Here is a 25,045-nt window from a genome sequence, read left to right as displayed (position 1 = left end):
AATTTCTATAGTAATAGATTCGTGTGAATTTCGTATGAACTAATTGTTTCAGCTTTTTGTCTTTTTTGCTGTTAATCATAATTATTATTCGGATTTAAAGTGTTTTTATTTGATTTATCCATTTGTATAAATTAATGTATATTTAAATTTATAGTTATTAAGGAGGATATACGGTGAACTTTGAAGAATTAGCAATTGCTAGACGTTCTGCAATGAAATTTATACAAGGTATAGAAATCCCTGATGAGGATTTTAAAAAAATATTTGAGTTAACTAAGCTTTCTCCATCTTGCTATAATTTGCAGCACACACATTATGTTGTAATTCGTGATCAAGAGCGAAAAGAAAGATTAAAAGAATTAGCGTTTGGTCAATATAAAGTATCGAGTGCATCAGCGGTAGTGCTCGTTTGTGGTGATAAAAGAGCATACCAAAATGTTGAAAATATTTACTTCGGTATGAAAGTTTTAAAAATGATTGATGAATGCGAATATGAAGATACCATTAGGCAAACGAAAGGGTTATATGAAGGAAAAGGAGAGCGTTTCATGGAGGATGAAGCGATTAGAAATGCTTCGTTAAGTGCGATGACTTTTATGTACGCAGCTAAATATTATGGATATGATACATGTCCAATGATTGGTTTCGATGAAAAAGCAGTGCAAAGTGAATTAAATATGCCAGAGCATGTAATACCTGTTTTAATGATTACGATAGGGAAAAGTGATACGACTAAAGTTCGTCCAAGAGGATATCGAAAGCCAATTAGTGAGTTTGTTACATACGAATCGTTTTAATAAAATTTATTTAACTATAAAAACAAGGGGATTCTAAATAGAATCTTCTTGTTTTTGCAATTGACAAATAGAATGAAGTTTTATAATATATAAATCGTAATCATTACGTTTTAGTTTGCGATCTTTGAAAGAAAGGAGAATTACCTATGCGTGTAAATATTACATTAGCTTGTACGGAGTGCGGTGATCGTAATTATATTTCTAAAAAAAATAAACGAAACAATCCAGAACGTATCGAACTAAAAAAATATTGTCCACGATTAAAGCGAGTAACGTTACACCGTGAGACGAAGTAGAAGACTAGAGATATCTCTAGTCTTTTTTTTGTTAATAAGTTTTGGTTTTCTTTGTTATAATTACCTTAAATTGTAACAAAGGAGAGGATATGGTGAATCAAAAAGATAAAGAAAGAAAAGAGCACGTAGCTCATATTATTGAAATTCCAGATGAATATAGGCTTGTTGTAGATGATCAAGAAGGGGTTGATGACCCGTATCATCTATTATGGTGGGGACATAAAGATGATGAGGAGAAACAGATACAAATTACATTAAATAGACATACTGGTAATTTAATTGAATTTAGGATAGATGATGGAAATTCTTTTTCGAGTGATAAGGGAGCGATAGAGGAGAATAAAGCAAGAGAGGTTGCAAATACATTCTTAAAAAAATATACAAAAGAAGGATATGAATTCTATACATATGTAACGGTTAAGGACGACAGGCGCGGTTGGAAAGAAGTAAATTATATGCAAGAAGTGAATAGCTATCCATTGCCGAATACTGGGTGTGTTGTGCGAGTGCACCCTTCAGATAATGTTGTGCATTTTCATTATAATGGACAAAAAGCCATAGAGAAAAAACCGTTATGGCCAAGTGAAATTGTTGGGGAGAATATCGTTTTAGAAAATTTGAAAGCTAGACAAGATATGAGACTTGTATTTGTAGATTTAACATACTCTTCATGTGAGTATGAAAACGGGGAAGAAGTAAAAGGGTACCATCTTGTATATGAACCAGAGCCTAGTCATGCGTTTATTGATGCAAGTACAGGTAAAGATTTATATGGGCCAGAACACTATAAATTACCTTCTACAGTACTTGTTGATAAACCGCTAAAGAGTAGTCAAAAAAAAGATGTGTTTGATTTATTTGATTGGGACAAGGAGAAGTTTGTCAAAATAGATGAAAAAGTAGATGAGGATGAAGTCCGGATAAAATTTGTATTAAAAGAAGAATTACAAAAAGAAATAGAAGAGAAGGATTCATATTCAATGGATGAGTTTTATAAAAAACATTTTCCAATGTTGAAACATGATGAATTCGTTGTAATTACTCTAGATAAAGAAACAAATCAATTGCTTTCTTTTTTTATGTGGAAGGATGAGAAAAAAAGGAAAACAATCTTATCGAGAGAGCAATGTTTAAGCAAGGCACTTCAATTTTTAGAGCATATTATCCCAGATGCGACAAAGTATGTTCAACTTTGGGATAATTATGAGGAGGAAGAGGGGATAGAGAGGTTTTCCTTTTCAATCTATGTAAATGACATTCATGTAGAGCGGAAATATATTATGATCAACATCAATGCAGAAAATGGTGCTGTGATGCACTACTCTGGAGAGTCTGGCAACTTTATAAAAGAATTACTTGCATATGAAACAACACCAAAAGTAACAAAAGAAAAAGCGTTAGAAATATACAGAGAGGCTATCCGAGTTAAATTAGAATGGTTTGTAGATCATGATGCAGAGGAAACGAAATACAAACTACTGTACAAACAAACGACAGATGAAAAACATAAAGAACCTTTTGATTGTAGTCGGGAAATTCGTTATATTGATGCCCAAACTGGGAGAAAGATTTGGAGTAAGTAAAGTAAAAAGAGTTATTTTTCAAAGAAAATAACTCTTTTTATTTTTATAATTTGCCTGTTCGTTTTTCAAAATTAAATGTGATAGGAAGATTGGAAGAAGAATTATCACTTTTAAATGTTACTTTCCATTCTTTAGTATGGGCTTTAATTTCAAAATTAAGAAGATTCATCGCTCTACGTTTATCTATTTCTAAAAACATATTATGAATTTCTGGTTCTTGCTGTAAATTAAGAGCCTTTAGTGTGACTGTTAATGTGAAAAAATTTTGCCCTTCATATACTATTTTTGATATTTTTGTTTTTTGTGTATTTAACAGTATATAAAAACGGTCTGATGGAGTTAATTGTACAGAGTCATCAGTAATTTCATTCTCGCTATTATAAAGTTCAACTAAGAAAGATGTACTATGGGAAGAATGTTTTTTGCTTGTAATCTGTAATTCAGTAGGAATCATCGGTATTTCATAAAAATCATTCCTTATTATGTTATTGTAATCCTCTGAAAATTTACGGACTTCTTTTGGAAAAGAGTCTTCTTGTGTACTTAAAAAAGTTTTATGTTGCTTTGGAGTTTTTTTACTAAAATTTAATGTTTCTTTAAAGTAATAATTGGATCCAGTTAAAAATAAAAAACTACAAATTAATAAAAAAATTCGATACGGATTTTGAAAGTTAAAGAACAGTAGTATACATGTAATAAATCCAATTACATAGAAAATAAAGATAAGTAGTTCTAGTTTTGAGTGAAAGGAGAAACCATAATTATGAAAAAATTTCATTCCAATTATAATTTGAGCTCCAAAAAACAAAGAAATTCCAAATTGAAAAAATAATAAATCAGGCCCTCTCTTAATAACAAAAGTAATGAACGAAATGAAAAGTAAAAATACCCCTAAATAAATTGTTACATTTAATAATCGATCTAATGTAAGCATGAATAGTTTCCCCTTTAATAGCATATTCATATATAAATAACAATTTTATATAATTATAATATAACAATAAAATATTTTAAATGTTGGAAGTGTTGAGTTTTATAAATAAACTGTACAGACACAAACAACCTCAAGCCCACATACACATAATAAAGACCACTATTTTGGCGGAGGTGAAAGGTTTGAGTCTATTCGCCGCAATTGGATATATGGTTCGAGAAGTGTTTGTCTTTGTTTCTTATGTGAAAAATAATGCGTTTCCGCAGCCGTTATCATCAGATGATGAGAGAAAGTACTTAGAGTTAATGGAGCAAGGTGATGCTCAAGCGAGAAATCTTTTAATTGAACATAATTTACGGCTTGTAGCTCATATCGTTAAAAAATTTGAGAACACAGGAGAAGATGCAGAAGATTTAATTTCAATTGGTACGATCGGGCTCATTAAAGCGATCGAGAGCTATTCTGCAGGAAAGGGAACGAAGCTTGCGACGTATGCAGCACGCTGTATTGAAAATGAAATTTTGATGCATTTACGTGTACTAAAGAAAACGAAAAAAGATGTTTCACTTCATGATCCGATCGGGCAAGATAAAGAGGGCAATGAAATATCGCTTATTGATATATTAAAATCAGAGTCTGAAGATGTAATTGATATGATTCAGCTTAGTATGGAGTTAGAAAAAATTAAAGAGTATATCGATATTTTAGACGAAAGAGAAAAAGAAGTGATTGTGAAACGTTTTGGACTCGGGCTAGATAAGGAGAAAACACAGCGGGAAATCGCTAAGGCACTTGGCATTTCTAGAAGTTACGTATCACGGATCGAAAAGCGTGCTTTAATGAAAATGTTCCACGAGTTTGTAAGGGCAGAGAAAGAGAAAAAAGCGAAAGAGTAAAGTGTATTAGAAGCAGCCATATTTTAAAATAGGCTGCTTTTCTTATTGTAAATAAGAAAAGAAAACGAGTTATGCTAAGAAGAAATACATGTTCACTGTTGAAAATGACGGATTCTATCTGTAATATTAGAAGGTGCTAAATAATTTAAGAATAATACCATACTTAGTTTTCTGTATGTATAATAAGGCTGCTTTATATGATATGTGGGAATAAGAACCAATTTTACGTATGATATAGAAAGAAAATAAGGGAAAACTAAAGTTATAGACTGATTAGGGGGTTTCGCAATTTGCGACGTACATTATATCGACTTATGATAGAACTTACAAATGGTCGCTTTACTTCTTATATATTACGTAAATTTGCACAATCTCGTTTGAGCTCTATCATTATTCCATCGTATGCGAAAGTTTTTCAAATTAATCAAGATGAGATGGAAAAGGGTTTGAAGGAATATAGAACATTGCATGAATTATTTACGCGTAAGCTAAAAGAAGGAAAGCGTAGTATTGATACAGATGCATCGAGTATCGTTAGTCCTGTTGATGGTGTTTTTGCAGATCATGGTCCTATTGAGGATACAAAAACATTTGATATTAAAGGAAAGCGCTATTCAATCGTGGATATGCTAGGTAATGAAGAACGTGCAACGCGATATGCAGGCGGTACATATATGGTAATTTATTTGAGTCCAAGTCATTATCATCGCATTCATAGTCCGCTTTCTGGTTCTGTGACTGAAAGATTTGTACTCGGTAGAAAATCATATCCGGTAAATGCAGCTGGTATGGAATACGGGAAAGAACCACTGTCAAAAAATTATCGTTCTGTTACAGAAGTAAGCAGTGATGGCGAGCATATGGCTCTTATAAAAGTAGGTGCTATGTTTGTTAATAGTATTGAGCTTTTGCATGAGAGAGACACTGTTCAAAAAGGTGAAGAAATGGCATACTTTACATTTGGTTCAACAGTTGTGTTATTGTTTGAAAAAGATATGATAGAAGTAGTGCAGGAATTAAAGAGTGGACAAGAGCTTCGTCTTGGTGAAAAAATAGCTACTCGCTTAGCTCATAAATAAAGAAAAGCTTTTATAACCGTAAGTAAGAGTTATGGGCAAAGATACTTAATGATGAAATCCCCTAGATGGGAGTACTTGTTTATTCGAGAGCCATCGTAGGATGGCTCTTTTTACAGGGCATCTAATAATTTATCCTTTAACTGTTTGATTGGTAAGGGCTGATTAAACTTTCACTTTATATGTAATCAAGATGATTTGACAAGCTTGTCCTCTAATGAGCGTCTAATGATTTCTTGTTTTATAAGTAAAATGAAGTCGGGATTTAATTTTAGTTCTTTTGCTTTATAATAAGACTCAGTGAGTAACTCAGTGGATAACTGTTCCATATGTTTTGTTTTCAAGGTGAGTCACCTCCTAATAATATAAGGATTGATTCGTTGATGCATTTAATGTACCAAAAAAATATGACAGTCACAAACGAGTGGTTATCCACATACCTAGGTGGATAAAGTGTGTATAGTTTGTTAGTAAATTCCAAATTAACTGCAAAATTAATGTGGAAAATGTGTACAATTTTATCCACAGGTTATATATCGAAAAATGTTGTCGAAAAATTTTATGAAAAATCCTCAAAGAGGTGAAAGAAATTGAAACTATTTTTACCAAATGAATATGTGAAAAATGTATATCATGTTCAACCAGAAGATTTAAAAAAACGTGGGATTAAAGGCGTTATTACTGACTTAGATAACACTTTAATTGAATGGGATCGTCCCAATGCAACGCCGCAACTTGAAAAATGGTTCTTGGAAATGAAAGAGCAAGGCATTCAAGTAACGGTCGTTTCAAATAATAATGAGCAACGTGTGAAAGATTTTGCTGATCCATTAGGTATTCCATTTATTCATAGTGCACGTAAACCATTTGTTCGCGCATTTAAGCGTGCGATACAAGAGATGCGTTTGCAGCCAGATGAAGTTGTAGTAATTGGAGATCAGTTACTGACTGACGTGCTTGGTGGAAACCGAGTAGGCCTTCATACAATTTTAGTTGTACCGGTAGCACAAACGGACGGATTAGTAACGCGCTTTAATCGAAAAATTGAACGAAGAATTATGAAAAATATGAAGAAAAAAGGTTTAATTAACTGGGAGGAATAAAGTTTGACTGAAACAATTAAATGTATTGGTTGCGGTGTAGAAATTCAAACAGAAAATAAAAATGAAGTGGGGTATGCTCCTGCCTCATCTTTAGAAAAAGAACAAGTCATTTGTCAACGTTGTTTTCGCTTGAAGCATTACAATGAAATTCAAGATGTATCGTTAACAGATGATGACTTCCTACGCATTTTAAATGGAATTGGAAAATCAGATGCATTAGTAGTCAAAATTGTAGATATTTTTGATTTTAATGGTAGCTGGTTACCTGGCTTACATCGTTTCGTAGGGAATAATAAAGTATTACTTGTTGGAAATAAAGCTGATTTAATTCCAAAGTCAGTAAAACATGATAAAGTAAAGCATTGGATGCGCTATAGTGCAAAGCAGCTAGGATTAAAACCAGAAGATGTCTTTTTAATTAGTGCAGCGAAGGGACAAGGAATTGCTGAACTAGCAGATGCTATTGAGTATTATCGCGGCGGCAAAGATGTTTACGTTGTTGGATGTACGAATGTAGGGAAATCGACATTTATTAATCGTATGATTAAAGAATTTAGTGATGAGACTGAAAATGTAATTACAACATCTCATTTCCCAGGAACAACACTGGATTTAATTGATATTCCATTAGACGAAGAATCTTCTTTATATGATACGCCAGGTATTATTAACCACCACCAAATGGCTCATTATGTTGGGAAGCAAAGCTTAAAGCTTATTACACCAACAAAAGAAATTAAGCCGATGGTATTCCAATTAAATGAAGAACAAACGTTATTCTTTAGTGGATTGGCACGTTTTGATTATGTAAGTGGTGGTCGTCGTGCGTTTACTTGTCACTTCTCGAATCGTTTAACAATCCATCGTACAAAGCTTGAGAAAGCAGATGAATTATATAAAAATCATGCTGGAGATTTACTAAGCCCGCCAACGCCAGAAGAATTAGCAAATATGCCTGAGTTAGTGAAATACGAATTTAATATTCGTGAACCAAAGACGGATGTTGTATTCTCTGGATTAGGATGGGTTACTGTGAACGAACCAGGCGCAAAAATTGTTGCACACGTACCAAAAGGAGTAAGTGTTTCACTACGTAAATCTTTAATTTAATATGGAGAGGGATTTATGAAACAATTATATGGTGTAATCGGAAATCCAATTGGACATTCATTATCACCCGTTATGCATAACGATGCATTTGAACACTTGAATATGGATGCCCATTATCATGCATTCCTTGTTGAAGAGGAAGCGCTAGGGGAAGCAGTAAGAGGTTTAAAAGCATTAGGTATTTCAGGATTTAATGTAACAACTCCGCACAAGGTTGCTATCATGGAGTATTTGGATGAGATTGATCCATTGGCAAGGAAAATCGGTGCAGTAAATACAGTGGTTCATAAGAATGGAAGGTTAATTGGCTACAACACAGATGGAATTGGTTTTGTTCGAGCGCTGCAGTCAATTAGTAATGAACCACTTCAAGGGAAACGTATTTTGTTACTTGGTGCAGGTGGTGCTAGCCGAGCTATTTATTTTTCTCTTGCTGATGTAGGTGTAAAAGAGATTGATGTAGCCAATCGTACAGTAGATAAGGCGAAAGAACTTATTGCTGCACGTACGGCCGATGTTAATTCTGTTGCTTTGTCGTTAGAAAAAGCGACAGAAGAACAAGGAAATTATGATATTATCATTCAGACGACAACGATAGGTATGCATCCACACGTCGAACATACGCCATTACAAATGTGTTCGTTAAAAAAAGGAACGATTGTATCAGATATAATTTATAATCCATTTGAAACGAAAATTTTATGTGAGGCAAAAGAGCAAGGCGCAATCATTCAAAATGGTATTGATATGTTTGTTTATCAAGGAGCACTTGCATTTGAAATGTGGACAGGACGTGTACCAAATATTAATCGAATGAAACAATTAGTTATAGAAAAGCTTGGAGGCTAACATATATGTTAACAGGAAAACAAAAAAGATTTTTACGTGCACAAGCACATCATTTAACACCAATTTTTCAAGTAGGAAAAGGCGGAGTAAATGAAAATATGGTAAAACAAATTGGAGAAGCGTTAGAAGTTCGTGAACTATTTAAAGTGAGCGTATTACAAAACTGTGAATTTGATCGCCGTGAGGTTGCGGAAGAACTTGCAAAAGGTGCACGTGCTGAAATCGTTCAAGTAATTGGAAGCACAATCGTTTTATACAAAGAATCAAGAGAAAATAAACAAATTAAGCTTCCTCGATAAAAAGATTAGCATGCGCTATTTTTTATCGCTGATGCGTAATGATGTAGAGAGCGAAACCAATTGAACTTTTATTAATAGCAACTCTCTTCGTTCCTAACCAAGGAGAGTTGCTGTATATAAAAGGAAGGGGCGTTTCTTTTGAGGAAAATTGGCATCATTGGCGGTACATTTGATCCGCCTCACTATGGACATTTGCTAATTGCAAATGAAGTATATCACGCTTTGAACTTGGAAGAAGTATGGTTCTTGCCAAACCAGATTCCGCCACATAAACAAGGGCGGAATATTACAAGTGTAGAAAGTCGTTTACATATGTTAGAGCTCGCGACTGAGGCAGAAGAACACTTTTCTATTTGTTTAGAAGAGCTAAGTAGGAAGGGCCCATCTTATACGTATGACACTATGTTACAATTGACGAAGAAGTATCCGGATGTGCAGTTTCACTTTATTATTGGTGGGGATATGGTTGAATATTTACCGAAGTGGTATAACATTGAAGCTTTACTTAATCTTGTAACGTTTGTTGGAGTTGCAAGACCTGGGTATACATTGCATACACCATATAAGATTACTACAGTGGAAATTCCGGAATTTGCAGTTTCTTCATCCTTATTACGTGAGAGATATAAAGAGAAGAAAACGTGTAAATATTTACTTCCTGAAAAAGTACAGGTATATATCGAGAGGAATGGGTTGTATGAATCGTGAGAATGCACTGCATATTGTCAAACAACAAATGCATGAAAAACGTTATATACACACAATTGGTGTAATGGAGACAGCGATTGAGCTTGCTAAGTTATACGGTGTGGACGAGAAAAAAGCAGAGATGGCAGCTATATTCCATGATTATGCGAAATGTAGAGCAATTTCAGAAATGGAAGAGATTATTAAACGTGAAGATTTGCCGAAAGATTTACTTTGCTATAACAAAGAGTTATGGCATGCACCTGTTGGGGCATACTTACTAGAAAAAGAAGTAGGCATTACGGATTCTGAAATTTTGCAAGCTATTACATATCATACAAGTGGTCATGAGAATATGACGATGTTAGATAAAGTGATTTATGTAGCTGATTACATTGAACCTGGGCGAAAGTTTCCAGGAGTGGAAGAGGCTCGTAAACTCGCATATACGGATATAAATCAAGCCCTATTATTTGCGTTAAAAAGAACAATTCAATTTTTAATGGAAAAAGATCAGACGATTTATCCATTAACATTCCAAACATACAATGCAGTTATCAAGGAGGAAATGAGTAAATGAACGATAAAGAATTATTAGTATTAGCGGCAAAAGCAGCTGATGATAAGAGAGCAGAAGATATGGTTGTCCTAAATATGCAAGGTATTTCACCAATTGCAGATTATTTCATTATTTGTCACGGAAATTCAGATAAACAAGTGCAAGCAATTGCACGTGAAATTAAATCAAAAGCACATGAGTTCCAAATCGACGTACAACGTATGGAAGGGTTTGACGAAGCACGTTGGGTATTAGTTGATCTTGGAGATGTAGTTGCTCATGTATTCCATAAAGATGAGCGTAATCACTATAATTTAGAGCGTCTATGGGGCGATGTGCCACGTGAAGATATTACAGAAGAGTTAGGACAATGAAATACGAACAATTTGCATTGTTGTACGACGAACTAATGAATGATGTCCCTTATGATAAATGGGTGGAATTTACAGAGGAAAGTTTACAGCAGGCAGGTATGAAAGAGGCAAAAATTCTTGATGTAGCATGCGGTACAGGTAATGTAACCCTGCCGCTTGTGCAAAAGGGTTACGATTTAATAGGTGTCGATCTTTCAGAAGAAATGTTAACAGTCGCTCAGCAAAAACTAGGCGGAGAAGGGCATTTTATTCCTTTTTACCAACAAGATATGCGCGAGCTTGATGTTCCGGGTGAGTTTGACTGTGTAACGATTTTTTGTGATTCATTAAATTATGTATTGCAAGAAGATGGAGTACAAGAAACATTTAGAAGAGTGTTTCACCATTTGCGTCAAGATGGTTTGTTTTTATTTGATGTACATTCTTTATATAAAATACATCATGTATTTCAAAATGAAACGTATACAGTGAATGGAGAAGAAATATCTCTTATTTGGAATTGCTTCCCTGGTGAAGAATCAAATAGTGTAGAGCATGATTTGACATTCTTTGTTCAAGATCCGGAAGAAGATGTGTACCATCGGTTTGACGAATGTCACGTGCAACGTGCATATCAAGTGGAAGAGTTAACGAAATGGCTTGAAGAAGCAGGTTTTACAGTTCTTCGTGTAACAGGTGATTTTGAGCGACTTGAAGTTACAGAACAAACAGAGCGTATTTTCTTCATGGCGAAGAAAAACGGATAAAACAAATAAAACAAAAGCAACCGAGAAGGTTGCTTTTGTTTTATAAAGAAGATGTATTTTTAGTTCTAGCATAATCTGAAGATCGTATGCGTAAAGTGTGGGAATAGTAGTTGAAGTGAAAATGTATTGTAAAAAAGTAAGTATTTATAAAAAGGATTTGGAATGAAAATGACGTATTTATTATGTGTGTTTATTGAATTGCTGATCAACGCATTCTAAATCTTCATCAAATTTTTCATGTGTTCGCTCGATTAACTTATGGAACATATCTCCAACGTGTTCTTCTAAAACCCGAATGCCTTCCCCGGTAACGCCGCCTTTCACGCAAACCTTTTCTTGTAAGGTAGGTAATGTGAAGATTTCTTTTTCAAGTAATTTCCCCATCCCCACGACCATTTCACTTACTAAAGTAGTAGCCTCTTCGTGTGTAATATTTGTTTTATCTACAGCAGCGTTAATGAAGCATTGTAGTAAATAACTAAAGAAAGCAGGACCGCAACTTGCTATATCAGATGAAACACGTGTTATATCTTCTTCTATTACAAGAGGTGTAGAAATATTTTTGAATAGACGAAGTAGTTTTTGTTGCCATTCTTCAGAGCAATTATCTCCAAATGTAAATAGTGAGGCGCCAGAGAGGGCGCGATTTGTGATACTTGGAATGATACGTGCGACGTGGCACGGTACGAGAGTCTCTAATTGTGATGGAGATATTGGACTTGTAATAGAAACTAAGCACGTTTCATCAGAAAAATGTTCAGCGTATTTTTTTAGGATAGGGTATATATCTATGGGCTTAACGCAAATAAAAATAAGTTGTGATTGTTCGATTACTTCCGGGATTGTTTTTGCTATATGAACAGAAGGGTATTTTTCTTTTATATGATATGCTTTGGCAGGCGTCCGATTAATGATTGTAAGGCACGAAGGTTTGACAGCACGGGTTTCTAAAAATGCATCGATTAGTATATTCCCCATGTTTCCTGTCCCTATAATTCCTATGTTCAAAGTTTCATCCCTCCTTCGTAACAGCTTTCTCCTAAACAATATGAATGATGTTATAAATTTATGATTAGAGGTGTAAAATGATGTGGGATTTTCCGAAAAAGTGGTTAGGTTTAGTAGCTATTATTGGAACTTTACTTTTTCTTGTTTTTTGGAAAACAAATCAGAGTGTAGAACGAACGCCTATTACAATGAATGTGCAAGAGAAGGAGATAGAAAAAAAGGGTAAACCGAAAATATCGGATACAAAGGAACAGAAAAGAACAATTATAATTGATGTGAAAGGAGCGGTTAATAAAGAAGGGGTATATGAAATGAAGGAAGGAGATCGCGTAAAGGATGCGGTTCAAAAGGCTGGTGGTTTTTTATCAGAAGTAGATATGAAAAAAGTGAATTTAGCACAAATTGTACAAGATCAAATGCTTCTTTATATACCGAGTAAAAATGAGTCAGAACAAGGGATGTTTACTTCTTCTAAGGAAGATGGCAAGATTCGAATAAATACAGCAGCGAAAGAGCAATTGGAAAAAATTACAGGGATTGGCTCTCGAAAGGCAGAAAGTATTTTGAAATATCGAGAAGAGCATGGTCCGTTTCAGAAAATAGAAGATTTATTAGAGATTGATGGGATTGGTGCGAAGTCTCTTGAAAAGATAAAAGATCAAATTATTATTCCGTAAAAGATTGACGAAGTTTTTCTTCTTTCGCTACACTACAAGTAGACAAAAAAGTAGGTGAAAAATATGGAACGAATTTCATGGGATCAATATTTTATGACGCAAAGCCATCTACTATCGTTACGTAGTACATGTACAAGGCTTGCGGTAGGAGCGACAATCGTTCGCGATAAACGAATTATTGCTGGTGGATATAATGGTTCGATTAAAGGTGGCGTACATTGTATAGATGATGGTTGTTACGTAATCGATAATCATTGTGTTCGGACAATTCATGCCGAAATGAATGCTTTATTACAATGTGCCAAGTTTGGTGCGAAAACAGAGGAAGCAGAAATTTACGTTACGCATTTCCCTTGTTTACAATGTTGTAAGGCAATTATTCAAAGTGGTATTACAGCGGTTTATTATGCGCAGGATTATAAAAATCATCCATACGCCATAGAATTATTTGAACAAGCGAATGTAACAGTGAAGCACGTTCCGCTAGAATATGATATCGCTGCATTAGAGGAGCAAAAACGTTATACGGAGTTAAAAGAATTATTTGCGTCTTTAGAAAAAGATAATTTATCAATGGAAGAATTACAGCATGTATTCACGAAAGCAAAAATGATGCTATAAGGAGTGAGTATAAGTTGCAGGAACAATGGGGGTATGTTGCAATCTCGTTTATAATAGGGATTGCAATTGCCTTTTCCTCGTCACTTTTATTGATAGTTTTTTGCCTCTTTTTAAATGTTTTCTTCTGTTTATATCGCACTTCGCGTAAAACCTTCTTTTTTTGCATTGTAGCGTGCTTTAGTGGCGCTATATACACTTCCTATGTTCAAGGGTGGAATAAGTCTCTAGGAGAGTCCTATGGAGTTACAAGAGGGGTTATACAAAATACACCGCTTGTTAATGGAGATCGCCTATCTTTTCAGTTTGAAGATCACAATAAAAATATAGTGCAGTTAAGTTATAGAATAAAATCAGCCTTGGAAAAGGAAAAAATGCAACAATTATACGCAGGGATATCATGTGTATTCGAGGGTGAGAGGAAAGAACCGCAAACAGCTCGGAATTTTCATGGTTTTAATTACCGTGATTATTTATACAAGCAACATATTCATTTCACATTTGAGGCTACATATATTTCTGAATGCTATAAAACATCACTGTCGCTCATGCAACGGATTCTCCTTTTGAGGCAACAAGTAATCTCGAAAGTTACAGAGATGTTTCCAGAGCAATCAGGTGCTTTTATGAATGCTTTACTATTTGGTGATAGACAACAAATGACGTTTGAAGTGGAAGAGCAATATCAACAGTTTGGTCTTGTACATTTGTTAGCAATTTCAGGTTCGCACATTGTATTGTTAATGGTGATAGTATATTTTATTTTGCTAAGAAGTGGTGCGACGAGGGAGGTAGCAACAATTTGCCTTATCATTTGTATTCCTTTGTATATGGTTTTAGCAGGGGCGTCACCCTCTGTTATAAGGGCTTCTATAACAGGAGTTTTGACGTTGATTGCTTTTATGTGCTCGATTCGTTTATCTAGTTTAGATGCTTTAAGTGTAACAGCTATATGTATGCTTATATATGACCCTTATCTTGTTTTTAATATTGGATTTCAGTTTTCTTTTGTAGGTAGCTTCGCTTTACTTTTGTCTGCTCCGTTATTGTTAGTGAGTAGCAACGGAGTAATCCGAAATTCTATTTATATTTCTATCATTTCACAGCTCGTTAGTACTCCGATTTTGTTATATCACTTTGGTTATTTTTCTCCATATAGCATTTTCCTCAATCTTTTATACGTTCCGTTTTTATCTATCATTGTATTACCATGTAGCATTATTATTTTACTGTGTATGCCAATTGTCCCGTTTCTCGCAAAAGGATTTGCGGATGTGTTATCAATAGGCTTGAGTATGTCTAATGTTTTTCTAAGTTATTGTGAAAGTTTACCATTTAACCAGCTTATTTTCGGGAAAACGTTCTTCAATCTTGTAGCTGTATATTGCGCGAGTATTGTCAGTATATTGATGGTTTGGGAAAGGAGAGCGCCGAAAAAAATGGTTTGTATAGTTGTGAGTATATTTCTTTTTATTAGCACGTGTCATTATGTATATCCATATTTTAGAGGAAGTGGAAGTGTAACATTTATTGATGTTGGACAAGGTGATGCAATATTAATTCGCCTTCCGTATGATAAAGGGGTTTATCTTATTGATACAGGTGGAACGCTTCGTGTCAATAAGGAAGAGTGGCAACAAAAAAAGCATGAATTTTCTGTTGGAAATGATGTTTTAATACCCTATTTACAAAAAGAAGGTATTAAAACAATTGATAAATTAATCGTAACGCATGGAGATGCAGATCATATAGGTGCTGCGCAAGAATTATTATCATATATACCTGTAAAAGAAGTTGTATTTGGCCGAAAGGGAAAAGATGCAGTATTAGAAAAAGTAGTAAAGAAACAGGCGTTAGAAAAGGAAATGAAAATAACTGAAGTGGGGGAAGGGGAAAGTTGGAGTGTAAATGAAGCTGAATTTTTCGTTTTAGCTCCAAAAGGAAAAGAAAAAAGTGAAAATAATGCTTCAATTGTAATATGGGCAAAATTTGGAGGATTGACGTGGCTATTTACAGGCGATTTAGAAGAAGAAGGAGAGCAGTTTTTAGTATCTGCTTATCCAGATTTGCGAGTAGATGTTTTAAAAGTTGCTCATCATGGAAGTAACACGTCATCTATAGAGTCTTTTTTGAACGTTATACAGCCCCGTGTAGCGATTATATCTGTTGGTAAGCAGAATAGGTATGGACACCCGCATAAAGAAGTGATAGAGCGTTTTGAGAAGATGGGGAGTGCGATATGGCGCACGGACAAGCAAGGTGCTATTTCCTATGTTTTTAAAGGGGAAAATGGAACCTTTAAAAGTAAAATCACATATGATAAAACACATAATAGATGAAAAAGAGAAGACTGCCATGAAGTGGCAGTCTTTAAGAACCGATAAATTTAATAACAGTTGCAATGATGAAAAGTGTTGCGAAAAAACCAAATGAGACGATAAATCCTACCCCTGAATCAATAGCGTCATTGCGTTTACTTTGAACGTTTTGTTCAAAATCATTCATTTAGAATCCCTCCCCAACATTCCACTTTAGTATAAAATATTGTCAGAAAAAAATCTACAATTTCCATATGAAGAGAAAACGAGCTTTTTTGTTACTTGTAAATCATGAAGTAATGTGAGTTTTTCGTTTCCAAGCATGTTAACAGTTGGCACTTATACTCAAATTTTTATTGCGAATAATAAAGGGAAGGTGATTACCGCACACCAATAAGAAACCCGGGGCTTATTGCGTGGCGTTTAATATAAATAAAGGGACGGGTTATAAAGCCTGTTCCTTTGTACTTGTAAAACAAAAGCTAGGGCATTAGTATAAATATATATTGCCAAGTTAGGGAGTAGGAAAAAGTATGAGTGATATACATAAAAAAATTAAAAAGAAACAGTTTGCTCCGTTATATTTAATATATGGAACGGAAGCTTTTTTTATAAATGAAACGATAAAGCTTATTACGACAGAAGCACTTGAAGAAGAAGATCGAGAGTTTAATGTTGTGACATACGATTTAGAAGAAGCGTATTTAGAAGATGTGGTTGAGGATGCGCGTACGCTTCCTTTCTTTGGAGAACGGAAAGTACTGTTAATAAAATCACCGCTATTTCTGACTTCGCAAAAAGAAAAGTTAGAGCAAAATATAAAAATTTTAGAAGAATACATTGGTGAACCTTCTCCATTTTCTATTCTTGTTTTTGTTGCGCCTTACGAAAAACTTGATGAGCGAAAAAAAATTACAAAACTATTAAAGAAAACAGCAGATGTAGTAGAAGCGAATGCGATGCAAGTGCAGGATGTTCAGAAGTGGATTATTGCTCGTGCAGATGAAGTGCATGTGCACATTGATAACGCGGCTGTTAGTTTGTTGCTAGAGCTTGTGGGAAGTAATGTAACGATGTTGGCGAAGGAAATGGACAAGTTAACGTTATACGTTGGTATGGGCGGAGAGATTACGACGAAACTTGTTGCAGAGCTTGTGCCAAAATCAGTTGAGCAAAATGTATTTGCTTTGACAGAAAAAGTGGTGAAAAAAGATATTGCAGGTGCAATGCAAATTTTGGATGGATTATTTACGCAGCAGGAAGAGCCGATTAAATTGCTTGCGTTATTAGTGAGTCAATTCCGTTTGTTGTATCAAGTGAAAGAGTTACAGCAACGTGGTTATGGGCAAAATCAAATTGCATCTCATATTGGTGTACATCCGTATCGTGTAAAATTGGCGATGAATCAAACGAAATTTTTCTCTTTTGAAGAATTAAAAAAAGTGATTATAGAATTAGCAGAAGCTGATTATAGTATGAAGACGGGAAAGATGGATAAGAAACTTGTGCTCGAGTTTTTCTTAATGCGATTAAATCATATGTGATGACACAAAAAAAGTTCATGTACCTAGTGCATGAACTTTTTTTGTATATAAAAAAACGATCCAAATGGATCGTTTTTTAAACGCCTTACGCGTTTACTTGTTTCGCTAAGCGAGATTTTTGACGAGATGCAGCGTTTTGGTGGATAAGACCTTTACGAGCTGCTTTGTCAAGTTTTTTAGAAGCAGTTTTGAAAGCTTCTTTAGCATTTTCAAGATCGTTATTAGTAACTAAAGCTTCTACAGTTTTAACAGCAGAACGCATGTCAGACTTGATAGAAGCGTTATGTGCACGACGCTCTTCGCTAAGTTTAGCGCGTTTGATAGCAGATTTGATGTTTGCCATACTTTTCACCTCCCTGGTGCAATCGAATGACTCGATTCTTACATAGAACAAGTGATATTCTATCAAACGGTGAAGAGAATTGCAATAGTATATCCATGAAATTTCACGTAAAGGAAAGAATGACCTTATATAACTTTGGGAAATCTAACGATATTTACTATGAATTACGGAGGAGATACGATGAAAGAACCATTGGATTTAAGTAAATATAGCGTTAGAACTGACCTTGCTGTAGAAGCTCATCAAATGTTGCAAGAAAGCCAAGAAGAACAAAAAGGGGTACAGGGGGTAATTGTAAAAGAGAGGGAAGAAGAAGGTACTATAATTACAAAAGTAACAATTGATGAAGCTGCCTCTGAAGCGATGGGTAAAAAACCTGGAAATTATTTAACGCTTGAAGTACAAGGTATACGTCAGCAAGATACAGAACTTCAACAAAAAGTGGAGCGTATTTTTGCAAAAGAATTTTCTTATTTCTTAGAAGAGGTTGGTGTTACCAAAGAAGCGAGCTGTTTAATTGTAGGTCTTGGGAATTGGAATGTAACACCGGATGCTCTTGGGCCAATAGTTGTAGAAAATGTATTAGTAACGAGACATTTGTTTCAATTGCAGCCTGAAAGTGTAGAAGAAGGATTCAGGCCTGTTAGTGCAATTCGGCCGGGGGTAATGGGGATTACAGGCATCGAAACGAGCGATGTTATTTATGGGATTATTGAGAAGACAAATCCAGACTTTGTAATTGCGATTGACGCATTAGCTGCCCGTTCTATTGAACGAGTAAATAGCACGATACAAATTTCTGATACTGGAATCCATCCTGGATCAGGGGTTGGGAATAAACGTAAGGAACTAAGTAAAGAGACATTAGGTATCCCTGTTATCGCAATTGGTGTTCCGACTGTGGTCGATGCCGTTTCGATTACAAGTGATACAATTGATTTTATTTTGAAACATTTTGGTCGAGAGATGAAAGAAGGAAACAAACCTTCAAGATCTTTGTTACCAGCGGGATTTTCATTTGGAGAAAAGAAAAAATTAACAGAAGAAGATATGCCAGATGAAAAGAGCCGAAATATGTTTTTAGGTGCTGTTGGTACGTTAGAAGAAGAAGAAAAAAGAAGGTTGATTTATGAAGTGCTATCGCCCCTTGGTCATAACTTAATGGTGACCCCAAAAGAAGTAGATACTTTTATTGAGGATATGGCGAATGTAATAGCGAGTGGTTTAAATGCAGCGCTGCATCATCAAATTGATCAAGATAATACGGGAGCGTATACACATTGAGGGAGAAAGATGATAATAGTTTGAGTCGTTTTGCGCTTTTGTGTATATGTAGTGTAGCTTTATGTTTACTTATGATGATAGCAGGAGTGTCACTTGCTAATCATGGTTTGAAAAGTATGAAAGGTTATCGGCAATTGTCGTATGAACAAATAGCTCATATGACAGGGACAGAGAGTACAGGTGCTGAATCAGAAATTTTGGGTAGTTCGTTTTCAGCTTCAGAAAAACAACAACAATTAGAACGTTTAAGAAGTTTTAATGTTGTAGAAGGAATTGGGATGGCGGTAGCAAGTGTAGCTTATGAAATGACGAAGTTCGGAACGGATATAGTTGTTGGGAAAATAAAGGGGATTTTTAGCTAAGAGTAGCATGGGAGATGGTTGTTTTACTGATTTGTAAGACAACCGTTTTAAAATTTGAAAAGGGTTTGTCTCTTATGGTTTATTCGCATAAGATATAGATAGAATGATTTGTATCGTAAGCAGCACGAGTTTTCATTGAATCTTTGTTGCTCTATTGATATAATCAGTGCTAGTGTATATTGGCGAGACTATTAGGAGTTGAGAACATAGATGAACAAAGAAGAAAGAGCAAAAAGACAGTCCAAAATTCGTAATTTCTCTATTATTGCTCATATTGACCACGGAAAATCAACGTTAGCAGACCGTATTTTAGAGAAAACAAATGCGTTAACACAACGCGAAATGAAAGCTCAGTTGCTTGACTCTATGGATTTAGAGCGTGAGCGTGGTATTACAATCAAATTAAACGCAGTTCAATTAAACTATAAAGCAAAAGATGGTGAAGAGTATATTCTTCATTTAATTGATACACCAGGACACGTCGACTTTACGTACGAAGTATCTCGTAGTTTAGCGGCTTGTGAAGGCGCGATTCTTGTAGTAGATGCAGCGCAAGGTATTGAAGCTCAAACGTTAGCGAACGTATACTTAGCGCTCGATAACAACTTAGAAATTTTACCAGTTATCAATAAAATCGACTTACCAAGTGCGGATCCAGAACGTGTACGTCAAGAGGTAGAAGATGTAATTGGTTTAGATGCATCAGAAGCGGTACTTGCTTCTGCGAAAGCTGGAATTGGTATTGAAGAAATTTTAGAACAAATTGTTGAAAAAGTACCAGCTCCGGCAGGTGATTCAGAAGAGCCGTTACAATGTATGATTTTCGACTCTTTATATGATCCGTACCGTGGTGTAATTGCTTATATCCGTGTTGTAAATGGAACGGTAAAAGTTGGCGATAAAGTACGTATGATGGCAACGGGTAAAGAATTTGAAGTAACAGAAGTAGGTGTATTTACACCGAAAACTACGCAACGTGACGAGTTAACAGTAGGTGATGTAGGTTTCTTAGCAGCATCTATTAAAAACGTAGGTGATACACGTGTTGGTGATACGATTACACATGCGAAACGTCCAGCTGCAGAGGCGTTACCAGGTTACCGTAAATTAAACCCGATGGTATTCTGTGGGCTGTATCCAATTGATTCTGCTCGTTATAACGATTTACGTGATGCGTTAGAAAAATTAGAGTTAAACGATTCTGCTCTTGAGTTTGAACCAGAAACATCTCAAGCGTTAGGATTTGGTTTCCGTTGTGGATTCTTAGGACTTCTTCACATGGAAATCATTCAAGAACGTATTGAACGTGAATTTAAGATTGACTTAATTACAACAGCGCCAAGCGTTATTTATAAAGTTTATTTAACAAACGGTGAAGATGTTATTGTTGATAATCCATCTAATATGCCAGATCCACAGTCTATCGATCGTGTAGAAGAGCCGTTTGTGAAGGCTTCAATTATGGTTCCGAATGACTATGTTGGAGCTGTAATGGAAATTTGCCAAGGTAAACGTGGAACGTTTATTGATATGCAATATTTAGATGAAACGCGTGTTACATTAACATATGAAATCCCGTTATCAGAAATCGTATATGACTTCTTCGATCAATTGAAATCAAATACGAAAGGGTATGCATCATTTGACTACGAGTTAATTGGTTATAAACCATCTAAACTTGTGAAAATGGATATTCTTTTAAATAATGAACAAGTGGATGCTTTATCATTTATCGTACACCGTGATTCAGCGTATGACCGTGGTAAAGTAATTGTAGAGAAATTAAAAGAATTAATTCCGAGACAACAGTTCGAAGTACCAATTCAGGCGACTATCGGAAATAAAGTTGTAGCACGTTCTACAATTAAGGCGATGCGTAAAAACGTACTTGCAAAATGTTACGGCGGTGACATTTCTCGTAAGCGTAAACTTCTTGATAAGCAAAAAGAAGGTAAAAAACGTATGAAGTCTGTTGGTTCTGTAGAAGTGCCACAAGAGGCATTCATGGCTGTACTGAAAATGGATGACAACTAATATTTGAAATAAAAAAGAAGTCGTTTGTGCGGCTTCTTTTTTCTGTATAATTACTTTTTAGACATCTGAGCAGCTCTCATTTACAATAATGAGAGAGCTTTTTAGTTCATATAGAGTTAGGAGATTGTTAATGTCCGAAAATATTCGAAAAGATATTCAAGATAAAATACAAAATGGCAATTTTAATTGTGAAAAGGAATTGACGCTTTCTATTATTAGTGGAAAGTGGAAAGTTGTGATACTGTGGCATCTTGGTGTGGAAGGGCCTCATCGTTTTAGTGAATTACAACGGTTATTCCCAAGCATTTCTCATAAAGTTTTGTCGAACCAATTAAAAGAGTTAATGGAAGATGGGATTGTTGATCGAACAGTATATCCCGAAATTCCTCCTCGTGTTGAGTATTATATGACGGAACTAGGCATGTCACTTTTACCGATCGTTGAAATGATGTATGATTGGGGAAAAATGCGAATGGAACAAATTCGTAATACGTTAGAGAAGTAGAGAATCCTCCGGAGTGCGGAGGTTTTCTTTTTAGAAAGGTAGGAGTTATATTTGGTACATGCTGCATATATTCATATTCCGTTTTGTCAGCACATTTGTCACTATTGTGATTTTAATAAAGTGTTTATTGAACGCCAACCGGTTGATCAATATTTAGATTATTTAGAGAAGGAAATAATAAATACGGTTCAAAAAGTTCCGTTTGATAGTATGAAAACGATTTTTGTGGGCGGTGGAACTCCGACAGCGTTAAATATGGAACAGACAAAAAAATTACTCGAGATTATTAATCGTCATTTGCGTCCGTTTGCTCCGAATTGTGAATTGACATTTGAAGCGAATCCAGGAGATCTACCGAAAGAGAAGTTGAATGTACTACTAGAAGGTGGAGTGAATCGAATTAGTTTTGGTGTGCAAACGTTCCGTGATGAACTGCTTGAGAAAATCGGGCGCAAGCATACGAGGGAAGATGCATTCCTAGCGATTCGAGAAGCTCAGGAAGTAGGCTTTAAAAATATTAATGTAGATATTATTTATGCTTTGCCAGGACAAACGATAGAAGATGTGAAGGAAACATTAGACATTGCTTTTACGCTTGGTGTACAACATTTCTCGGCATATTCATTAATTGTGGAACCTAAAACAGTGTTTTATAACTTAATGAATAAAGGGAAATTGCGTCTTCCGGGTGAAGACCATGAAGCTAAAATGTATGAAATGGTAATGTATGAAATGGAGAAACACGGTTATAACCAGTATGAAATTAGTAATTTCTCAAAAGGTGAAAATAAAAGTAGACATAATCTCACATACTGGAATAATGAAGAGTATTATGGCTTTGGAGCTGGAGCTCATAGTTATGTGAATGGGGAACGTATTCAAAATGTAGGTCCGCTGAAGCAATATTTTAATAAAATTGATGAAACAGGATTTCCGTATTTAGATGTTCATAAGGTGACGGAGAAAGAAAGAATGGAAGAAGAACTGTTCTTAGGACTTCGAAAAACAAAAGGTGTTTCTAAAACGGCATTCCGCAATAAATTTAATGTGGAGATGGATCAAGTTTTCGCGAAGCAGTTACAAAGCAATCAAGAACAAGGATTACTTGAAGAGGAAAATGGACATGTGCGTTTAACGCGAAAAGGAAAATTATTAGGGAATGAAGTATTCCAATCATTTTTGATTGACTAATTAAATGTTCCATAGGCGTGAAAAAGTTTCATTATTTCGTGACGTTTCCGTTGACAATTGAATGTCAATTTTGGTAAGTTATTAATAGATTTAGCACTCAAAGACAAAGAGTGCTAACAGAGGTGATGATGAGATGCTTACGGAACGTCAGCTCTTAATTTTACAAACAATTATTGATGACTTTATTGGATCAGCGCAGCCTGTTGGGTCTAGAACGTTGGCTAAAAAAGATGAAATTACATTTAGTTCAGCTACTATTCGAAATGAAATGGCGGACTTAGAAGAATTAGGCTTTATTGAAAAAACGCACAGTTCTTCTGGACGTGTTCCTTCTGAGAAAGGCTACCGATTTTATGTAGACCATCTTTTAGCGCCGCAAAACTTACCGAACGCTGAAATTGTACAAATTAAAGATTTATTTGCTGAAAGAATTTTTGAAGCGGAAAAAATTGCACAGCAATCTGCTCAAATTTTATCAGAACTTACGAATTATACGGCCATTGTTCTTGGACCGAAGTTAAGTACAAATAAACTTAAAAATGTACAAATTGTGCCGCTTGATCGTCAAACTGCAGTCGCTATTATTGTAACTGATACAGGGCATGTACAAAGTAAAACGATTACCGTTCCGGAATCTGTTGATTTATCAGATTTAGAAAAAATGGTTAATGTTTTAAATGAAAAGCTATCTGGCGTACCGATGGAAGAACTTCATAATAAAATCTTTAAGGAGATTGTTACAGTTTTACGTGGGTATGTTCATAATTACGATAGTGCAATAAAAATGTTAGATGGTACATTTCAAGTTCCGTTATCGGAAAAGATATACTTTGGAGGAAAAGCAAATATGCTTTCGCAGCCAGAGTTCCATGACATTCAAAAGGTTAGATCTTTGCTTACCATGATTGATAATGAAGCCGAATTTTATGACATTTTGCGTCATAAACAAGTCGGGATTCAAGTGAAAATTGGTAGGGAAAACACTTCGACGGCTATGGAGGATTGCAGTTTAATTTCTGCAACATATTCGATCGGCGAAGAGCAACTTGGAACAATTGCTATTTTAGGTCCTACGAGAATGCAATATTCTCGTGTAATTAGTTTGTTACAGTTATTTACGAGACAATTTACTGATGGACTTAAAAAGTAAATGAGAGTAATACATTCGCTCAAGTGATGAAATTTTCATTGCTGTGTGTAATATATAATGCTTAGGTAATCATGCTATGCATGATACCTAATACCTTTTAAGGAGGTGAATATTGTGGAAGAGCGTAACGAACAAGTGGTAGAAGAAGTAAAAGAAGCGCAAGTTGAAGAAGCTGTCACGCCAGAAAACAGTGAAGAAACTGTAGAAGAAAAAAGTGAGGCTGCTCTTTTACAAGAAAAAGTAGATGAGTTACAAGCGAAACTAACGGAAACGGAAGGTCGCACATTACGTCTACAAGCTGATTTTGAAAATTATAAGCGCCGTGTCCAAATGGATAAACAGGCTGCTGAAAAATATAGAGCACAAAGTCTAGTTTCAGACATCTTGCCAGCTCTTGATAATTTTGAAAGAGCAATGCAAGTGGAAGCGACTGATGAGCAAACGAAATCCTTGTTACAAGGCATGGAAATGGTGCATCGTCAATTGTTAGAAGCGCTGACTAAAGAAGGTGTGGAAGTGATTGAAGCTGTTGGTAAACAGTTTGATCCTAATGAACACCAAGCTATTATGCAAGTGGAAGATAGTGAATTTGAATCAAACGCGGTTGTGGAAGAATTCCAAAAAGGTTATAAATTAAAAGACCGTGTGATTCGCCCATCAATGGTAAAAGTAAATCAATAATTTACATAAAACTAGGAGGAT

At 35.2% G+C, this 25,045-nt stretch carries 29 protein-coding genes; 24 read left to right on the top strand and 5 right to left on the bottom strand.

Annotated elements, in window-relative coordinates:
- The first annotated feature begins 173 nt into the window (after positions 1 to 173).
- The 3 genes from AC1Q51_RS09005 (at position 174) to AC1Q51_RS08995 (ending at position 2,676) form a co-directional block, all read left to right on the top strand.
- Positions 174 to 797, top strand: a complete 624-nt coding sequence (locus tag AC1Q51_RS09005) for a nitroreductase family protein (protein ID WP_001008498.1) — start codon at positions 174 to 176, stop codon at positions 795 to 797.
- Between the two features lie 146 nt (positions 798 to 943).
- Complete coding sequence (rpmG, locus tag AC1Q51_RS09000; protein ID WP_001265617.1) at positions 944 to 1,093, top strand: 50S ribosomal protein L33; 150 nt, start codon at positions 944 to 946, stop codon at positions 1,091 to 1,093.
- Between the two features lie 89 nt (positions 1,094 to 1,182).
- The gene (locus tag AC1Q51_RS08995; protein ID WP_090977042.1) at positions 1,183 to 2,676 is read left to right on the top strand and encodes a YcdB/YcdC domain-containing protein; all 1,494 of its coding nucleotides are present in this window, start codon (positions 1,183 to 1,185) and stop codon (positions 2,674 to 2,676) included.
- Positions 2,677 to 2,719: 43 nt separating this feature from the next.
- Here the strand turns inward: AC1Q51_RS08995 and AC1Q51_RS08990 are convergent, their stop codons facing one another.
- Positions 2,720 to 3,640, bottom strand: a complete 921-nt coding sequence (locus AC1Q51_RS08990) for a hypothetical protein (protein ID WP_088022816.1) — start codon at positions 3,638 to 3,640, stop codon at positions 2,720 to 2,722.
- Between the two features lie 152 nt (positions 3,641 to 3,792).
- Here AC1Q51_RS08990 and sigK point away from each other — a divergent pair, with 152 nt between their 5' ends.
- Both sigK and AC1Q51_RS08980 read left to right on the top strand, forming a co-directional pair.
- Positions 3,793 to 4,506, top strand: coding sequence for an RNA polymerase sporulation sigma factor SigK (sigK, locus tag AC1Q51_RS08985; RefSeq protein WP_000051382.1), 714 nt, complete (start codon positions 3,793 to 3,795; stop codon positions 4,504 to 4,506).
- Between the two features lie 290 nt (positions 4,507 to 4,796).
- Positions 4,797 to 5,585 carry a phosphatidylserine decarboxylase gene (locus AC1Q51_RS08980; RefSeq protein ID WP_090977044.1) on the top strand — a complete coding sequence of 263 codons (789 nt, stop codon included), beginning with the start codon at positions 4,797 to 4,799 and terminating at the stop codon, positions 5,583 to 5,585.
- 185 nt (positions 5,586 to 5,770) lie between these two features.
- On the opposite strand, the gene AC1Q51_RS08975 is transcribed toward AC1Q51_RS08980, so the two are convergent.
- Positions 5,771 to 5,926, bottom strand: a complete 156-nt coding sequence (locus tag AC1Q51_RS08975; protein WP_000850094.1) for a sporulation histidine kinase inhibitor Sda — start codon at positions 5,924 to 5,926, stop codon at positions 5,771 to 5,773.
- Positions 5,927 to 6,172: 246 nt separating this feature from the next.
- On the opposite strand from AC1Q51_RS08975, the gene AC1Q51_RS08970 reads away from it, so the two are divergent.
- The 8 genes from AC1Q51_RS08970 (at position 6,173) to AC1Q51_RS08935 (ending at position 11,309) form a co-directional block, all read left to right on the top strand.
- On the top strand, positions 6,173 to 6,685 hold the full coding sequence (locus AC1Q51_RS08970; RefSeq protein ID WP_000765314.1) for a YqeG family HAD IIIA-type phosphatase: 513 nt from the start codon (positions 6,173 to 6,175) through the stop codon (positions 6,683 to 6,685).
- 3 nt (positions 6,686 to 6,688) lie between these two features.
- The gene (gene yqeH / locus AC1Q51_RS08965; protein ID WP_000140799.1) at positions 6,689 to 7,795 is read left to right on the top strand and encodes a ribosome biogenesis GTPase YqeH; all 1,107 of its coding nucleotides are present in this window, start codon (positions 6,689 to 6,691) and stop codon (positions 7,793 to 7,795) included.
- A gap of 15 nt (positions 7,796 to 7,810) precedes the next feature.
- Entirely contained in the window at positions 7,811 to 8,644 is an 834-nt protein-coding gene (gene aroE, locus AC1Q51_RS08960; RefSeq protein ID WP_053563633.1) for a shikimate dehydrogenase, read from the top strand.
- 5 nt (positions 8,645 to 8,649) lie between these two features.
- Positions 8,650 to 8,943 carry a ribosome assembly RNA-binding protein YhbY gene (gene yhbY, locus AC1Q51_RS08955; protein ID WP_000955227.1) on the top strand — a complete coding sequence of 98 codons (294 nt, stop codon included), beginning with the start codon at positions 8,650 to 8,652 and terminating at the stop codon, positions 8,941 to 8,943.
- A 138-nt stretch (positions 8,944 to 9,081) separates the two neighbouring features.
- Complete coding sequence (gene nadD / locus AC1Q51_RS08950; protein ID WP_001226048.1) at positions 9,082 to 9,651, top strand: nicotinate-nucleotide adenylyltransferase; 570 nt, start codon at positions 9,082 to 9,084, stop codon at positions 9,649 to 9,651.
- A complete protein-coding gene (gene yqeK / locus AC1Q51_RS08945) occupies positions 9,641 to 10,210 on the top strand; it encodes a bis(5'-nucleosyl)-tetraphosphatase (symmetrical) YqeK (protein ID WP_075719079.1) in 570 nt (189 codons plus the stop codon). Before nadD ends, yqeK begins: the two co-directional genes overlap by 11 nt.
- A complete protein-coding gene (rsfS, locus tag AC1Q51_RS08940) occupies positions 10,207 to 10,563 on the top strand; it encodes a ribosome silencing factor (protein WP_000998193.1) in 357 nt (118 codons plus the stop codon). Before yqeK ends, rsfS begins: the two co-directional genes overlap by 4 nt.
- Positions 10,560 to 11,309 carry a class I SAM-dependent methyltransferase gene (locus AC1Q51_RS08935; RefSeq protein ID WP_000873074.1) on the top strand — a complete coding sequence of 250 codons (750 nt, stop codon included), beginning with the start codon at positions 10,560 to 10,562 and terminating at the stop codon, positions 11,307 to 11,309. Before rsfS ends, AC1Q51_RS08935 begins: the two co-directional genes overlap by 4 nt.
- Before the next feature lie 180 nt (positions 11,310 to 11,489).
- Here the strand turns inward: AC1Q51_RS08935 and comER are convergent, their stop codons facing one another.
- On the bottom strand, positions 11,490 to 12,317 hold the full coding sequence (comER, locus tag AC1Q51_RS08930) for a late competence protein ComER (RefSeq protein WP_001020554.1): 828 nt from the start codon (positions 12,315 to 12,317) through the stop codon (positions 11,490 to 11,492).
- Between the two features lie 77 nt (positions 12,318 to 12,394).
- On the opposite strand from comER, the gene AC1Q51_RS08925 reads away from it, so the two are divergent.
- The 3 genes from AC1Q51_RS08925 (at position 12,395) to AC1Q51_RS08915 (ending at position 15,951) form a co-directional block, all read left to right on the top strand.
- Complete coding sequence (locus AC1Q51_RS08925; RefSeq protein ID WP_000989936.1) at positions 12,395 to 12,994, top strand: helix-hairpin-helix domain-containing protein; 600 nt, start codon at positions 12,395 to 12,397, stop codon at positions 12,992 to 12,994.
- Between the two features lie 63 nt (positions 12,995 to 13,057).
- Entirely contained in the window at positions 13,058 to 13,615 is a 558-nt protein-coding gene (locus tag AC1Q51_RS08920; RefSeq protein ID WP_000439773.1) for a ComE operon protein 2, read from the top strand.
- Positions 13,616 to 13,629: 14 nt separating this feature from the next.
- On the top strand, positions 13,630 to 15,951 hold the full coding sequence (locus tag AC1Q51_RS08915) for a DNA internalization-related competence protein ComEC/Rec2 (RefSeq protein WP_090977048.1): 2,322 nt from the start codon (positions 13,630 to 13,632) through the stop codon (positions 15,949 to 15,951).
- Between the two features lie 31 nt (positions 15,952 to 15,982).
- On the opposite strand, the gene AC1Q51_RS08910 is transcribed toward AC1Q51_RS08915, so the two are convergent.
- On the bottom strand, positions 15,983 to 16,117 hold the full coding sequence (locus AC1Q51_RS08910; RefSeq protein WP_000997609.1) for a YqzM family protein: 135 nt from the start codon (positions 16,115 to 16,117) through the stop codon (positions 15,983 to 15,985).
- 346 nt (positions 16,118 to 16,463) lie between these two features.
- On the opposite strand from AC1Q51_RS08910, the gene holA reads away from it, so the two are divergent.
- Complete coding sequence (holA, locus tag AC1Q51_RS08905) at positions 16,464 to 17,474, top strand: DNA polymerase III subunit delta (RefSeq protein ID WP_075719075.1); 1,011 nt, start codon at positions 16,464 to 16,466, stop codon at positions 17,472 to 17,474.
- Positions 17,475 to 17,559: 85 nt separating this feature from the next.
- Here holA and rpsT read toward each other — a convergent pair whose 3' ends face one another.
- Positions 17,560 to 17,817, bottom strand: coding sequence for a 30S ribosomal protein S20 (gene rpsT / locus AC1Q51_RS08900; protein WP_001274012.1), 258 nt, complete (start codon positions 17,815 to 17,817; stop codon positions 17,560 to 17,562).
- 180 nt (positions 17,818 to 17,997) lie between these two features.
- Here rpsT and gpr point away from each other — a divergent pair, with 180 nt between their 5' ends.
- From gpr to grpE, 7 genes are all read left to right on the top strand, one after another.
- Positions 17,998 to 19,101 (top strand): GPR endopeptidase, encoded by a 1,104-nt coding sequence (gene gpr / locus AC1Q51_RS08895; RefSeq protein ID WP_075719071.1) that lies wholly within the window; start codon positions 17,998 to 18,000, stop codon positions 19,099 to 19,101.
- Positions 19,098 to 19,463, top strand: a complete 366-nt coding sequence (locus AC1Q51_RS08890; RefSeq protein ID WP_001207094.1) for a YqxA family protein — start codon at positions 19,098 to 19,100, stop codon at positions 19,461 to 19,463. Before gpr ends, AC1Q51_RS08890 begins: the two co-directional genes overlap by 4 nt.
- 210 nt (positions 19,464 to 19,673) lie before the next feature.
- A complete protein-coding gene (lepA, locus tag AC1Q51_RS08885) occupies positions 19,674 to 21,497 on the top strand; it encodes an elongation factor 4 (protein ID WP_001030948.1) in 1,824 nt (607 codons plus the stop codon).
- A gap of 130 nt (positions 21,498 to 21,627) precedes the next feature.
- Positions 21,628 to 22,002 carry a winged helix-turn-helix transcriptional regulator gene (locus tag AC1Q51_RS08880; RefSeq protein ID WP_001293539.1) on the top strand — a complete coding sequence of 125 codons (375 nt, stop codon included), beginning with the start codon at positions 21,628 to 21,630 and terminating at the stop codon, positions 22,000 to 22,002.
- Between the two features lie 51 nt (positions 22,003 to 22,053).
- A complete protein-coding gene (hemW, locus tag AC1Q51_RS08875; RefSeq protein WP_492331466.1) occupies positions 22,054 to 23,193 on the top strand; it encodes a radical SAM family heme chaperone HemW in 1,140 nt (379 codons plus the stop codon).
- A gap of 133 nt (positions 23,194 to 23,326) precedes the next feature.
- Positions 23,327 to 24,343, top strand: a complete 1,017-nt coding sequence (hrcA, locus tag AC1Q51_RS08870) for a heat-inducible transcriptional repressor HrcA (RefSeq protein WP_000954942.1) — start codon at positions 23,327 to 23,329, stop codon at positions 24,341 to 24,343.
- Positions 24,344 to 24,457: 114 nt separating this feature from the next.
- Complete coding sequence (gene grpE / locus AC1Q51_RS08865; protein WP_000392711.1) at positions 24,458 to 25,024, top strand: nucleotide exchange factor GrpE; 567 nt, start codon at positions 24,458 to 24,460, stop codon at positions 25,022 to 25,024.
- Positions 25,025 to 25,045 lie beyond the last annotated feature (21 nt).

This window comes from Bacillus sp. MT94, from assembly GCF_058792475.1.
The sequence above is the reverse complement of the archived record's forward strand: the minus strand, read 5'-3'. Positions and strand labels throughout refer to the sequence as shown.